Raw genomic sequence first — 15382 nt, 5'->3', positions numbered from 1 at the left:
TCTTTGTATGCACTTTTTTTATTAGTTTTTTGCAAGCAAAACTTTATATATAATAGCCCGTATACGATTTAAATCAATGCTGAATAACTTGAAACATTGGCATCATATTTTAGCTGTACAAAAATTTTTTTTTCTGTTGATGCTGTTTCTTCTGTATCCTACCGGGAGTTTATACGCTCAGGAAAAGGTAGATAGCCTAAAGGCACTGCTCCTATGTGATATAAGCGATTCTGCAAAGGCCGACGTGTACCAGGAGCTGGGTTACGAAACATTATACAAATCGCACAGCGAGGCAATGTTGTATTTTACAAAGGCGAACCAATTTGCCATTAATGCTTTTGATACGTTATCTGTGTTTTATAGTTTGGTAGGCATGTGCGACGTGTATAGTACTATTGGTGAATATAAACAGGCTGCCGATTGCATCACGAAAGCCATAAAGCTGATTTCCGATAATGATTATACTATGTTGGCCTACAGCTATGGTAGGTTAGCAACAATATATGCAGGTGTGGATAACGATAGTTTATCGTTTGTTAATGACAGGAAATCATTGTATTATAATAGGTTGCAAAACGACAGTTTGTCAATAGCTTACGACTACAATAATATAGCAGGGCATTTCTCTGAGGCGGGAAAGGCAGATTCGGCAGTATACTATTACAATAAGTCTTTTGCGTATTTGCCCGATACATTCGATAATCTTTATGCCTACAATTTAAGTGGTCTCGGATATTTATATGGTCGTATACCAGATGTTAAAAAATCACTGACCTTTCACCAGCGTGCCCTTAAGCTATACAAAGCCAAGGAGCTAACCTACGATATGGCATTAGATCAATATTATATTGCTGATATGTATTATTTGTCGGGTAATTTGGATAGTGCCACAGTATATTCAGAAAAATCGTTGGAAAAAAGTAAAAAGTTGAGAAACCACGATTTGTTAAAACGAAATTATCATCTGCTAAATAAGCTATATCATGATAGAATGGATTTTAAGGAAGCAGCAAATTACTCCAGGCTTGAGCTGCTTTATACCGACTCTATAAACCAAAAAAATAAGGAGAATATAATTCTTTCCCTAAAAAGCAAGTACGAATTAGAGGAGCAGTCACGACAATTAGAAGAAGCTGAAAGGCACAATGCTATACTGGCCGGGCAACGAACCTTGTTTCTAATACTTAGCTTACTGATTTTTATTTTGCTGGTAATTAGCATTGTTGTGTTAATTAAAAATAAAAAGGAACAAAAGGCAAATGCAGAGTTGGTAAAACGATTGGATAAAACAAATAGTTATATCAGTAAGCTGCTTTCCATTATAAGTCACGACCTGAGGAATTCAGTAGGTAACCTGAATAATTTTACCCAGTTAATGCACCATCGCCTGCTCGATAATAAGTCCATAAAACTGATGCTGTCAAAATTCGTTCCTATGGTCGACTCAACACATAGTTTGTTAGACACCTTACTTACCTGGTCCGAAAGCAATACTGAAGTGTTTAAACCGAAGATAGAAAAAGTTAGTTTAAAACAGGTGGTGCAGTTATGCATCGATCAGTTGGGATACCTGGGAAAAGCAAAACAAATTAGTTTGGAATCTACCGTGGAAGATACTTTTGTATATGCCGACAAAAATATGCTGCTGGTAGTTTTACGAAACCTGGTAAGCAATGCTATAAAATTTTCGGAGTCCGGTTCGCTGGTAAAAATAGAGGCGGCTGTAAAAGATGAAAATGTTGAGTTTATAGTACGCGATAAGGGCGTGGGCATGAGCGAGGAGGAAATCGTTCAGGTGCTCGACCAAACAAGCAATTATCATTCTGCAGGCACTAACGGCGAAAGAGGCTCTGGTCTTGGGCTTAGCTTGTGCAGCTCATTTATTAGCAGGCACGATGGCCAATTGAAAATTCAGAGCACAAAAGGAAAGGGGAGCACTTTTTCGTTTGTTATACCGCAACGTTCAAATATAAACAAGGGAGTACATAGTTAACTGCTTTTAACTAACCCTATAGCGGTTTGTATATTGCAACATATCCATCCTAAAATGTCATTCAGTACCCTTAACCTCCTTTTTAAGAGTGGGGATTTTGCAGCCGTTCAAAAGTTTTTCTGTTCCATATACAGTACTTGCCTCCATACACGGGTAATTGTGGTTTTGATATAAACATGAATGGTGCCGTATTGCACAATACTAAGGTCAGTGTAGTAGTATTCACGGTAAAGACTTTCGAAAACTACGGCTTTTTGTATTTCTCATAAAAATACACTAATCCCGATTAATGTACAAAGTCAAACAAAATATGTATAAAATCAATGGTCAGTATCAAGGTTAATGCTCATTTTTACAGTTTAACAATGATTGAAATAGAATTCATCTTTTGATGAAGAAAACCAACAATAACTTTTAAATAAGTATTTATGAAGATGTACAAAAATTTAATTCTCGTTGCCATGGCTGTGTTTGCATTGGTATCGTGCGCCGAGAAAAAGGCGAAAACAAAGGAACTGTCTATTGTGCCACAACCCAATGAGGTGACACAGCAAGATGGTTTTTTTACCGTAACTGCCAAAACAACTTTTGTGGTGCCGGATAATGAAAACCTGAAAGAAGCGGCTGCACTAATTAACGCACGTTTTAAAAATGCGGCGGGTTTTGAGCTCACGGTAAGCGCTGAAAAACCCGCTAAAAACTTTATTGCTATCGAGCTGGATCCGGCTGCCAACAAAGGCGACGAAGCCTATGCGTTGAGCGTTACAGAACAGGGGGCTACCATTGTGGCTTCAACCGAACGTGGTGCTTTTTATGGATTGATGACTGTGTTGCAGTTATTACCACCCGAATTGGAGAGCCCTACAAAAGTTAGCAATGTGGAGTGGTACATGCCCTACGTACAAATAAACGACGACCCCCGCTTTGTTTGGCGTGGAATGCACCTGGACGTGTGCCGTCATTTTGTGCCCGTGGAGTTTATAAAAAAACAACTCGACGTAATGGCTCTCTTTAAAATGAATACCTTTCACTGGCATCTGACCGAAGATCAGGGTTGGCGTATCGAAATAAAAAAGTATCCTAAATTGACCACATTAGGGGCTACCCGCATTGAGGGTGAAGGTCATGAGTATGGTGGTTTTTATACACAGGAAGAAGTCAAAGAGATTGTGGCATATGCCCAAAAGCGTTTTATTAACGTAGTACCTGAAATTGAACTTCCCGGGCATGCCTTGGCTGCCCTTACAGCATACCCACACTTATCATGTACAGGTGGTCCTTTTAAAGTACGTAACATATGGGGCGTTGAACCCGATGTATATTGCGCCGGAAAAGAAGAGGTGTTTGAGTTTCTCGAAGATGTGATTGATGAGGTGGTGCCTCTTTTCCCTTACAAGTATTTTCATATCGGTGGCGACGAATGCCCAAAGGATCGTTGGGAAAAATGTCCGGATTGTCAGCGCAGGATACGTAAGGAAGGCTTGGCCAACGAGCACGAACTACAGAGTTATTTTATCAAGCGCATGGAAAAAGTATTACTGGCTCACGACCGTATTATGGTTGGCTGGGACGAGATACTTGAAGGTGGTTTGGCCGGGTCGGCTGTTGTAATGTCGTGGCGTGGCGAAGAAGGGGGTATTACAGCCGCCGAGCAAGGTCATGATGTGGTAATGACACCCGGAAACTGGGTTTATTTGGACCATTATCAGGGCAGTAGCAAAGTAGAGCCCGTGGCCATTGGCGGTTACACAACCCTCGAAGAATCCTACGGATACGATCCGGTACCCCAATCATTGAGTCCCGAAAAGGCCAAGCATGTACTGGGAACGCAAGGAAACGTATGGTCGGAATATATGTATGAGTCCGATTTATTCGAGTATAGGATATATCCTCGTATTATTGCCCTGGCCGAAGTAGGCTGGACAGAAGTAGCCAATAAAAGTTATGACGACTTTCTGAAGCGTATGGATAAGCAGTTTGTGCGTCTCGACAAGCATAATGTCAATTATCATATTCCCCTTCCCGAAGGTCCGGTTAACGTAATGGCCTTTACCGATCAGGCTACCCTGGAGTTTACCACTACCCGTCCCATTAAAATGGTGTATACACTAGACGGTAGCGAACCCAACGCCGATTCTAAGGAGTATACAACTCCTTTAACCTTTAATGAAAACGCAACGGTTAAAATCCGTTCGGTCATGAAAACAGGTAGAATGAGCGACGTACGTACTATCAAAGTGGAGAAACAGGAGTTATTACCTGCTGCGGATGTTAAAACCACAGGTAAAGGGCTTAAAATGAAGCTTGCTGAGGGTACTTACATCAAGGTAGACGAATTAAAAGATGTGAAGAGTTGGAAAGAATCAGTGGTTAAAAACGCCAACTTTAAAGGTATCTTCGCCGATGACCATACCTCGGCTGCTATAATTACCGGTTATCTTGATATACCCGCTGACGGTATTTATGAGTTTGCTACTGATGTGGATCAGTTTTTTATCGGCGATAAATTACTGGTTAACAACGATGGAGAGGTGAAACGCTTTTCGCGAAATAACGCTACCATAGCACTTGCTGCCGGAAAGCATCCTGTTAAGATGGTGTTCCTCAACAATATTATTGGTGGATGGCCACAGGCATGGAATGGACCGATAGTTCGCTTTAAAAAGCAAGGCGACGAGAAGTTTACAACAGCTGCCGGCGATATGTACAGCTACTAAATAGTTTCGACCGTAAGGTTAAAGCGATAGTAATTTTTTAAAGGAGAAATTGAATGGCCTTTGTGCCATTTGGCTTCTCCTTTTTTTTACGTCAATTTATCCACTATGTATTTTAGCAAAGGTGCAACACATTTATTTTATTAATTAAAGAAAAAAATCTAAGCTGTTGATTCTTGATAATGGGAGCAAGAACCTCTCTTCTGGGGAGGTTCTATTATAAAAAATGAGCAAAAAAGATCGTCCGATAATTCTTACATTGCTTCTGCTTTTAGAACCCTTGTTTATGTACCATATTCTGCTAAGCTTAGGGCAAAATTTTGGTACAGTTTTAGTTGAATCCTTTAATCTTATTATATTTGTTCGATTAAAAAAATGGTGGGTGGTGATCCATGGTGCCGAGTATGTTATTTATGCGAAAGATATTTTATTTTCTTCATATTCTTTTTTTACTGGGCATGGCTTCTCACACCAAAGCTCAAATCGATACAGACAGGGTTCTTATCATTGGCAGAAACGCCCTTTATTTTGAGGATTACGTGCTGGCCATATCCTACTTTAATAAAGTAATTCGTGTTAAACCATACCTGGCCGAACCATATTATTTAAGAGCCTTTGCCAAGTATAGTTTGGATGACCTAAAAGGGGCGGAAAAAGATATGAATAAGGCCATCAGTATCAATCCTTTCCATGCCAGTTTTTACCGTTTCAGGGGCGATATCCGTAGCAAGTTCGGTTCTTACGAGGCGTCGTTGGTCGATTATGCCAAAGGGTTGGAGCTGAGTCCACAGGACGAGGGCATCTTTTTTAACCGGGGGCTGGTTTATATGAATACCAAAGAATACCAAAAAAGTGTGGATGACTTTACCGCGGTGCTTAAAATAGATAATGCCCAATATGGAGCCTATATCAATAGGGCTATCGCTAAACTTCATTTAAATGATACGATTGGAGCGGTGCGGGATATGGATGAGGCCATAGAGGTGAATCCCCTGGTAGCTGATGCGTATCGCTTTAGTGCTATTATTTATTACGAAACCAACGATTTTGATAAAGCCCTGGACAGGATAAATGAAGCGATAGCACTAAACCGACGCGATGCGGGTTATTATATGTTGCGGGGGGTAATCCGTTATCAGATGGATAACCTGATGGGTACCATGAGCGATTTTGACCAGGTGATTGAGCTGGACCCCAAAAATACCATGGCCTATGCCAACCGGGGTATATTACGCGTGGAAGTGGGCGATGTGAATAATGCCATTGACGATTTTTCCAGAGTGCTGGCGCTCAATCCAGGTGATTTACTCACCTTGTTTAACCGCTCCTTACTTTATATTAAGGTAGGACAATATCGCGAAGCCATATCGGACCTGAACCTGATTGTCGATCGTTATCCCGATTATCCTGATGCCTATATGGCACGCGCCCAGGCTTATAGCGGTCTAAATAACAATGTGGCGGCAGGCCGGGATTATAATATGGCTTATAAACTGGAGCAGGACCAGCGTAAAAAAGGCGAGAAACAGCAGAAGGGTAAGGAAGGGAATAAGCCTAAAGAAACGCGGAGCGAAAAGGACGATGACATTAGCAATCACGATAAAATAGCGGTGCTGGACGACTTTGGTATCGAAGAAACAGAGGTGGAGGAAATAGACAATTTGAGAGGTAAAATACAAAATCGAAATATTATAATTGATCTGGAGTCTGTTTATGGGCTTACCTTCTTTTCGGTTGATTCTCTGGTAAATCGTACCCGGTATTTTAAACCGGAAGTAACACAGTTTAATCAGCGTAAAAAGTTTGGAAGACCACTGGTTTTCTCTAACAGAGAAGCCGAAACAGACGGAACCAAGTCCTTGGAATATTTTTCTACCATTAAAGATATTGGCAGCGAACTGCAACAAACACCGGATGATAACGAATTACGCTTTATCCGGGCTATATTGTACGGTGTGGTGCTTAATTATACCAGTGCGATAAATGAATACGATTTTATTGTAGAAAACACCCGGGATAATGGTTTGGCACTTTTTGCCTATTTTAATCGCGCTTATGTGAGGTATAAAATGGTGGAAATGATGCAGACCTTTGACGAAGAGGAACTTCCATCGAGTTTGATTTCGAAACCTTTGACTTCGTCCCTTAATAAGGATCAAAAAAATAAAGAGGACGAAATTATAAAAAAACGCCTGGATTATGAGTTAATAGAACGCGACCTGCAAAAAGTACTGGAGTTGGATCCCGATTATGAGTTTGCTTATTACAACCTCGGCATCGTGCAATGTATCCGCAAAGATTATGAAGGAGCCATAACTAACTTTGACAAGGCCATCGAATTAAATCCGTTTTTTGCCGAAGCTTATTTTAACAGAGGACTCACGCGAATCTATCTGAAACAAGATGAATTAGGTACATTGGATTTAAGCAAAGCCGGAGAGTTGGGCATGTACAAAGCCTATAATGTGATTAAACGTTATGGGATGCAACGCGTAATTAAGGACGAAAATAATGAGCAGTAATCAGTGAACAGTAATCAGTGAACGGTAATCAGTGAACGGTAATTAGTTGGAGGCTTACCTGTTGACAAACGGGAAAAGTGGTTTTTACGCTTGACGGTAAGCACATCAGCACATTAGCACATTAACACATTAACATATCAACACACCGTAAGCAGTTAAAATTGTATTGATTGATAAATAGAACAGTGCTTCAGGCATATGGCGATTACAGGAATTTACCAGTCGAATAACGAAATACATAAAAAACACAAAGGCAGAATCAACGAGGGATGGATGAATGGTTGCAACATATCGATACGGATAATGATGAGTTTCAGGATGCGCTTAAACTGATTCAATATACCCGACGATCCGTATTTTTAACCGGAAAGGCAGGTACCGGAAAAAGTACCTTTTTAAAATATATTTGTGCTCAAACCCAAAAAAAATATGTGGTGGTAGCTCCAACGGGTATTGCCGCCATTAATGCAGGCGGACAAACCATGCATTCCTTTTTTAAAATTCCTTTTCGACCCTTGCTGCCTGACGATCCGGATCTGAGTACCAAAGACGGCCGTATCTACGATTTTTTAAAATATCGAAAAAACCATCAAAAACTAATTAAAGAGTTAGAACTACTCATCATTGATGAGGTTTCAATGCTACGGGTGGATATCCTCGATTTTATCGATCGCGTGCTACGGGTGTTCTCGGGCAATATGCAAGTGCCATTTGGCGGAAAGCAGCTGTTAATGGTGGGCGATATTTTTCAATTGGAACCCGTGGTAAAAGGAGAGGAGTGGGCCATTTTAAAACGTTTTTATCAAACCCCGTTTTTCTTTTCGGCAAGAGTATTTCGTCATTTGCCCATGGTGCAAATTGAGCTGAAAAAAGTGTATCGTCAAAATAATCCCGAGTTTGTTAATTTGTTGGATCGCATAAGGGTGAATGCGCTAAGGCAAGATGATATGGCCACTATTAACCGACGTTATAAGCGGGCATACAATGCGCCGCTGGATGAGCTTTTTATTACGCTGGCAACCCGTCGCAATACGGTGGACTATATTAACGATCATAAGCTGAGTGAGTTGGAAGGAGAGGAGATTGTATTTGAGGGACAGGTGATGGGGGAGTTTCCCGAATCGGCTTTACCTACACCGCGGGAGTTGGTACTAAAGGAAAACGCCCAGGTGATGTTCATAAAAAACGACTCGCCCGAACGAAGATGGTTTAATGGCAGTTTGGGCAGGATAGATGAAATAAATGAGGAAGGTATTTATGTGCGTCTTGAAAATGATGAGCTTTACCTGGTAGAAAAAGAGTTATGGCGCAACGTCAGGTATAAATACGATGAAAAAAACAATCGGATTATCGAAGACGAAATAGGTTCGTATCAGCAATATCCTTTAAAACTGGCCTGGGCCATTACTGTGCATAAAAGTCAGGGGCTTACCTTTGATAAGGTGATGATAGACTTTACGGGTGGCGCTTTTGCAGGCGGGCAACTTTATGTGGCACTGAGCCGTTGTCGCTCCTTAGAGGGTATTATCATGAAATCGCAAGTAACAGCCCGGGATGTTATTGTAAAGCGCGAATGTGTAGATTTTTCGCGCCGAAGCAACAATAAATTACAAATTAAAGAAAGCTTGGAGTCAGCCCGTGCCGACGACAGCTACAAAAATGCGTTGGCAGCATTTAAAAAGGATGACTTTGGTTTTGCGATGCAGGAACTGGGATTGGCAGTTGCCAAACGTAACGACCTAACAAAACCGCATGTGCTGCGTTTTATTGCCCGCCAGTTACAAGTGATACCTAAATTACGCAAAAAAATACAAACACTCGAATGCAGAGAAAAGAAAAGAAACAAGCAACTGGGCGAATTTGCCCGTGAATATTTTTTGATGGCCAACGAATGTTTGGTAAAAGCTAAGGATAAATCAGCAGCTATTGCCAACCTAAACAAGGCTATATTGTTGAATCCCGATTTTTTTGATGCGCTGTTTAAACGTGCCGGACTAAAGGTGGAAACAAATGACTTAGATGGGGCAGAGGCCGACTATTCGCTGGCTCGCAAGCTAAAGCCGCGCACCTTTAAGGTTTATTATAACCGGGGACGTACCCGTTTGCTCTTAAAAAATAATAACGGAGCATACAACGATCTTAAAAAGGCCATCAACCTGAAGGATGATCATGCGGAATCGTATTATTATTTGGCTCAGGTGTGCGATAAAATGGGTGAGGCGGAAGAAGCCGAACGTTATCGTAATATCTCTGCCAACCTTGGTTTTGAGGAGGAGTAGGACAATTTACAGATTATACCCTATGTTTGGATTTGGCCAAAAAAAGTAAGTTCGGTTAATTAATGGAAGCGGAAACCAAATAAACCCGTAAAGGTTGCTTAGAAGATATTGACATAAAAAACAGCCAGAGCGCCCTGAGTATTTTCCGGGTAAGCGTAATGCAGTATTTGACATTTTTTTATAGCCGCTGAATGGGTTTTATTACATCCGCGAAGCAATATAATCTGCCACATGGCTGTGTCCGTTGGCCTTGGCAAAATCCAATGACGATTCACCATCGATATCCACCATATTTAAATCTGCCCCATTTGCTACCAGTATTTTAAGTACTTCAAGCTGTCCTTCGGCGGCGGCCATCATGGCGGCCGTCCAATTTTCCTGTGCATCTGTCAGATTTGGTTGGGCTCCTGCCTGCAATAAGGCTAGCACCGTTGGCGCAAACGGCCCGGTAGAGGCAAACATCAGCGCCGTTCTGTCTATGGTGTCGCGCAGGTTTACATCGGCTCCTTTGGCAACCAGCATTTCTACCAGGTGGGTGTGTCCGTTAAATGCCGCCAGCATTAATAGCGTACGTTTGTTGGTGTCGGTTGCATTTACATCTAAGCCATTGTGTAAGGCATCCTCAACAATGTTGTGCTTACCTGCTAATGCAGCTTGCATTATTTGATTCTGGTTAAAAGTTGTTTGGGCTTTGTTAGTTGCCGCTGGCACTGCATCGTTATTTTTGCTGCTTTCCGCCTTTTTTGTTGTGGTATGGCATGCGAATGCAACAAATACCATCAAGGTAAGTGCGCTAATAAAAAGAGATTTGTTCATTGTGGTCTGTTCGCTACGTTTAGGATGGTAAAATTAATATTATTAGCCTTAGATATGTGCGATTTTGGTATGGTTTTTTAAAAACTGATTTAATTAAATAGCGGAGCTCAAAACTCTTCTTTAATAATGTGCTCTTTTTCTACTTTTAAGTTGTTCAATATATCCTCGACTGCTTTCATCATTTTCGGAGGCCCACATACATAAAAGTATTTGCCCAAATCAGTAATTGATTTTTTTATAAAATGTTCTGTAATAAACCCATGCGCATACTGGTCTGTTTTTTCGTCTGATAAAATATTAATAAAGTTATCGCCTAACATTTTTTCGAATTCAGCTGCATGAATGATGTCGGCTTTTGTTTTATTCGCAAAAATGAGTTGGTTATTTGCTAGCTCGTTTTGGGCTTTTAGGTGTTTAAAAATGGAAATAAATGGTGTAATCCCTGCACCGCCGGCAATAAATACACCTTCGCCCTTGTAGTTGATTGATCCCCACGGATCTTCGATAAGTAATTCGTCGTGGGTACTCAGCTGAAGCAACGCATTGGTAACGCCCTTATGCTGAGGATAAATTTTAATGATAAACTCTAAATGGTCGTCACCCGGAAGAGAAGTGAAAGTGAAAGGTCTTTTTTTACTTTTCCAATCCGGCTTGTTTATTGCCACACTTGTAGCCTGTCCGGGCTCAAATTTGTATTGCGATGGTTTGTCGCTTACAATCCGTAGCACGTCGTGGGTTACCTTTTCTATGGATTTGATTCGCACCGTATGTGTTGCCATAAAATATCCTTTTTTGTTTTTTGTTATATATAACAATCAACCTACTTAGTTGTTTATAAAATATTCAAATACTTAGTTGGTTGTTTAAAATATAAAAACCTGATAGTGAGGTGATACGGTAAGCTTTCCGAATACAAGTTCGGAAGGGCTTTGGGGCTGTCTCAAAAGTCAAAAATATTTAGACGTAACTTACAAATTGCAAGTACCATGTAAATGGCTCTTCCCTTTGTTCCTGAGAACAAGGGGAAGTACGCCGCCAGAGGAGGTGGGATGGGGATCGTGAGCTGACCTCACTTGCAATCTGTAAGTTTAAATGTTAAAAAAAACACTTTTGAGACAACCTCAATTTAGGCTTCAGTGTACAACCTTTGTTAAATTACAGACCGCTCCTACAGATCCTTTTTTTCAATACAAAAGAAAGTGATGCAGCGCCCTGGTTTAATTATAAAATAAGGTTTGCTGCATGTTTTGAGATGGATGTTCAGGGGTATGTGTTCGCTATTTCTGATTTATTGAGTTCAATAATCTCTAAATCTTTTATCTCACCATTATCTAAGGTAAAGCGGACTGCAGTGCGTACAGAATGGAAACCCGATCGACCGGCAGCACCGGGGTTGATGTGCAAACAGTTTATTTTTTTATCGTAAATAACCTTTAATATGTGGGAGTGGCCTGCAATAAACAATTGGGGTGGTTTATTATATATCAGGGTCTTAACGGCTGGAGCGTATTTATTGGGATAGCCCCCAATATGTGTAATCCATACATCTACGCCATCGCAGGTAAAACGCAGGGTTTCCTTAAGTTCGGCGCGTATGCGGGAATCATCGATGTTGCCGTACACGGCACGGGTGGGTTTTAGAGCGCGCATGTCGTTCAATACTTGCATGTCGCCAATATCGCCGGCATGCCATATTTCGTCGCAATGGGCAAATAATTCGTTAAAGCGAGGATCAAAATAGGAGTGTGTGTCTGATAAAAGGCCAATGCGTGTCATTCGTGTTGTTTTTATTTTTAGCTAAAATAGTGTAATTTGGGCAAAAGAAAGCACATTAACTTTTGATGCGAAAGTTTTATCACTTTTATTCCGGCATGGGCAGTACAGGCTTAAGTGCTGACTGCCTGGCTCTTGATACGCAAAAAAATGAAAAAACTAATATTAGTGCGCCACGCCAAAACAGAACAGCTGTATGATTATAGCAAATCCGACTTTGACCGTAAGCTATTGCCGCGAGGTCATAAAGATTCTGGAATTATTGCCGGCCAATTAAAAGCAAAGGGCTATTTGCCCGATTTGTTTATTAGTAGCAGGGCCAAACGGGCAGAGCAAACGGCGCAATTATTTGCTGGGCTTTTGGATTACCCCAAAGATAAAATACAGTATGAGCAGTTTATTTATGATGGTTACACTACCTCTCAGATGCTCAGTTTTATAGGTAAGTACGGCGAGGATTATGAAACCATCATTATTTTTGGACACAATCCGGATATTGCGGGGCTTGCCGTAAATTTGGTAGAAGAAGACTTATGGCACTTTCCCACAGCTTGTGCTACAGTAATTGGGTTCGAGGTAAGCAGCTGGAAGGATGTAGAAGCTCGCTCGGGTACAATGGAGCTGCACATTTATCCGAGTATGTTCAAATAATTAGTGGAAAAAGTACAACGCCAAATTACGCACCAACCTTTACTTTAAACAGCGTTCCGTAACGAGCTGCGCAATACATTCCGAGTTTAATTTAACGGAACCGTACATCCATTTTGGCAAAGCTCATCTGGTGCAACTGCCTGCCGGAAGTATTGGATTGGGATAACAAAAATCAGCCATGCTATTTCGTTTCAATGCCTTAGTCTATAGGAATCAGTTTTAGAATTTTGCCGGGATTTTCGATGGCTACATAAACAAAACCGTCCGGGCTCATTTCTACGTTGCGTACCCTGCCAATGCCCTGTAATAACTTTTCCTGATGAATTACCTTATCACCTTCCAAAACACAGCGATGTAAATATTCAAAACGCAGGGAGCCGGTGAGGATATCGTTTTTCCAATTGGGATAGCGATCGCCTTTGACAAAGGTCATACCGCATGGCGCGATAGAAGGCACCCAATACAATATGGGTTGTTCCATGCCCACCTTGGCGGTGTCTTTGGTAAAGATGGTTCCATTGTAATTGATGCCGAATGAAATAACGGGCCAGCCATAGTTTTTTCCGGCTTCTATCAGGTTAATCTCGTCGCCTCCCTTGGGGCCGTGTTCGTCGGACCAAATACGGCCTGTTTCGGGGTGCATGCACACGCCTTGCGGATTACGATGGCCGTAAGAATAAATAGACGGCATGGCACCTTCGGTATCTGCAAAGGGATTGTCATCAGGAATGCGTCCATCATCATGGATACGATGTATCTTACCGCAATCGTTATCCAGTGCCTGTGGGTTGCGGTCGCGGTTGCCCCTGTCGCCTACCGAAAAATACAGGTAGCCCTCACGGTCGAATTCCAGTTTACAGCCATAATGATGCCGTTTATCACTTTCGGGTGTGGCTTTAAAGATACGCTCTTTATCCACCAGGGTATTTCCATTAAGACGGGCTCGCATCACGGCCGTGTTGGCTAATTTGCTATTTACTTCGTTGGGTGAGGAATAAGCGAAATAGAGCCAGCCGTTTTCGGCGTATTGAGGGTGTAGCTCCAAATCGAGCAATCCGCCTTGCCCGGCAGCTTTTATAGGAGGCAGTCCGGTTATTTTTTCCAGTTTTTTATCTTTCGTAAATCGAAGCAATTCGCCACTGCGTTCGGATATCAACAAATCGCCATTGGGTAAAAACTCCAGTCCCCAGGGCACGTCCAGCCCCGACACAATAGTATCCACCCTAAACTTTTGATTTTCGCTTACTACAATTGGCGCATGGGCATCGGCATTGTCGCCCAAAGGAGGCATCACCTTTAATTCCATGATGTAATCGGTCAATTCGTAGATGACATCATCGCTTAAGCCACCAGCAAAACCAGGCATGCCGTGCTCTACTTTACCTTGTTTTATAACCTTAAAAATATCATCGCGTTTATCCCCGAAAATCCAGGTGCGATCTATAAATGATGACTTATGAACATTATGGCAGCCCACACAATAGTTTTTGAAATTGGCTTCGGCACGTTCTTGTACTTCCATGTTTTTTGATGTGTCGTTAGTGCTTTGGCACGATACGGCCAGGTTGTAAAACAGGATTCCGATGATTACAACAAGATATTTCATAGAAAAGTTTTTGTGAGATAAAACACTATTTTAGCCTTATGGTTTGCAAGTTAAGAAAAGCAGAGTAAGAAAAAAAGGATAAAAAAAGAGAGGTTGGCAAAACCTCTCCCGATGTAAATTAATAATAGCATGGTTATTATTGCATTATTTTTTCAATTACAATAGAGCCCATATCTGTTACTCTACTGGTTTCAACCTCAACATCTTTAATGCTCTTTGCCTGATACCCGGCTGTAGTATTAAACTCAACTTTATAGCTGCCTTTGGGCAGAGCCTTAATCATAAAAAAACCTGTTTCTCCATCAGCATAGGTCGAGAAAGTATCCTTTTGTGCAGATACCGCATGAATGTAAGGCCGTGCCTCTACGGGTGTAATCACACCTTGAATAGCACCACTTGCCGCCTCTGTAAATACACGGATAACAGGTTTTAGCGAATAGCTCCCATTTCCTTTTTCCACGATAGACCTGCCTGCATCAAAGTCGAGCCACAAACGATAGGCAACACCCCTTGTTAAATCGGCATGTACTTTGAGTTTTAAACCGGATTGCTGCGCTGATGGAGTCATGATATCGTAATAAACCCCATCTTTTTTTATCCGGTTGTTTTCCCCCAATAACAGTCTTATTTGCGAAATAATTCCGGCGGGAAACTCGTGTTCTGCTATAAGTGTATCCGCGCCATTAGTATAGTCTAGCAGATTGTACACGCCGGCATTTATACCACTCAGTGTTTGCCAGCCTCCTTCTTCACCTTTGCCGGCAAAATGGACGCGAACCTCCCGAATATCAATTAATATCTCATCGTAGTTTGCCGGCGCATCGGTTAACCTAATGCTTAGTTGGGCATTCTCAAAGGACTTATTATCAACTTCATCTCCATTGGAGCATGATGCTAATAAAAACAATGCCCCAATAAGAACACTAAAAGAAATGTGTTTCATAATTTAAAATTTTACGTTGTGTTGTTATACGTTATTAACGTACAATTATAGATATGATTGTTACACAATAAAAAACACCTTGTTC

At 41.4% G+C, this 15382-nt stretch carries 10 protein-coding genes; 5 read left to right on the top strand and 5 right to left on the bottom strand.

What is annotated here, in order from left to right:
• Positions 1-139 precede the first annotated feature (139 nt).
• From FN809_RS04425 to FN809_RS04410, 4 genes are all read left to right on the top strand, one after another.
• The gene (locus FN809_RS04425; RefSeq protein ID WP_185957438.1) at positions 140-1993 is read left to right on the top strand and encodes a tetratricopeptide repeat-containing sensor histidine kinase; all 1854 of its coding nucleotides are present in this window, start codon (positions 140-142) and stop codon (positions 1991-1993) included.
• A 428-nt stretch (positions 1994-2421) separates the two neighbouring features.
• Positions 2422-4710, top strand: a complete 2289-nt coding sequence (locus FN809_RS04420; RefSeq protein ID WP_142532238.1) for a family 20 glycosylhydrolase — start codon at positions 2422-2424, stop codon at positions 4708-4710.
• 410 nt (positions 4711-5120) lie between these two features.
• Positions 5121-7229, top strand: a complete 2109-nt coding sequence (locus FN809_RS04415; protein WP_185957437.1) for a tetratricopeptide repeat protein — start codon at positions 5121-5123, stop codon at positions 7227-7229.
• A gap of 269 nt (positions 7230-7498) precedes the next feature.
• A complete protein-coding gene (locus FN809_RS04410) occupies positions 7499-9508 on the top strand; it encodes an AAA family ATPase (protein ID WP_142532235.1) in 2010 nt (669 codons plus the stop codon).
• A 201-nt stretch (positions 9509-9709) separates the two neighbouring features.
• Here FN809_RS04410 and FN809_RS04405 read toward each other — a convergent pair whose 3' ends face one another.
• The 3 genes from FN809_RS04405 to FN809_RS04395 all read right to left on the bottom strand — a co-directional run bounded on the left by FN809_RS04405 (position 9710) and on the right by FN809_RS04395 (position 12100).
• Positions 9710-10324: an ankyrin repeat domain-containing protein gene (locus tag FN809_RS04405; protein WP_142532234.1), complete on the bottom strand. Its 615-nt coding sequence runs from the start codon at positions 10322-10324 to the stop codon at positions 9710-9712.
• Between the two features lie 107 nt (positions 10325-10431).
• The gene (locus tag FN809_RS04400; RefSeq protein WP_142532233.1) at positions 10432-11103 is read right to left on the bottom strand and encodes an FAD-binding oxidoreductase; all 672 of its coding nucleotides are present in this window, start codon (positions 11101-11103) and stop codon (positions 10432-10434) included.
• A 481-nt stretch (positions 11104-11584) separates the two neighbouring features.
• Positions 11585-12100, bottom strand: a complete 516-nt coding sequence (locus FN809_RS04395) for a metallophosphoesterase family protein (protein ID WP_142532232.1) — start codon at positions 12098-12100, stop codon at positions 11585-11587.
• A gap of 147 nt (positions 12101-12247) precedes the next feature.
• On the opposite strand from FN809_RS04395, the gene FN809_RS04390 reads away from it, so the two are divergent.
• Complete coding sequence (locus FN809_RS04390) at positions 12248-12748, top strand: SixA phosphatase family protein (protein WP_142532231.1); 501 nt, start codon at positions 12248-12250, stop codon at positions 12746-12748.
• Between the two features lie 199 nt (positions 12749-12947).
• Here FN809_RS04390 and FN809_RS04385 read toward each other — a convergent pair whose 3' ends face one another.
• The gene (locus tag FN809_RS04385) at positions 12948-14354 is read right to left on the bottom strand and encodes a PQQ-dependent sugar dehydrogenase (RefSeq protein ID WP_142532230.1); all 1407 of its coding nucleotides are present in this window, start codon (positions 14352-14354) and stop codon (positions 12948-12950) included.
• 136 nt (positions 14355-14490) lie between these two features.
• A complete protein-coding gene (locus FN809_RS04380) occupies positions 14491-15297 on the bottom strand; it encodes a DUF4382 domain-containing protein (protein WP_142532229.1) in 807 nt (268 codons plus the stop codon).
• Positions 15298-15382 lie beyond the last annotated feature (85 nt).

The organism is Saccharicrinis carchari (assembly GCF_900182605.1).
GTDB classification, from domain to species: domain Bacteria; phylum Bacteroidota; class Bacteroidia; order Bacteroidales; family Marinilabiliaceae; genus Saccharicrinis; species Saccharicrinis carchari.
Note: the sequence above shows the minus strand (reverse complement) of the source record. Positions and strands in the feature narration are given on the sequence as shown.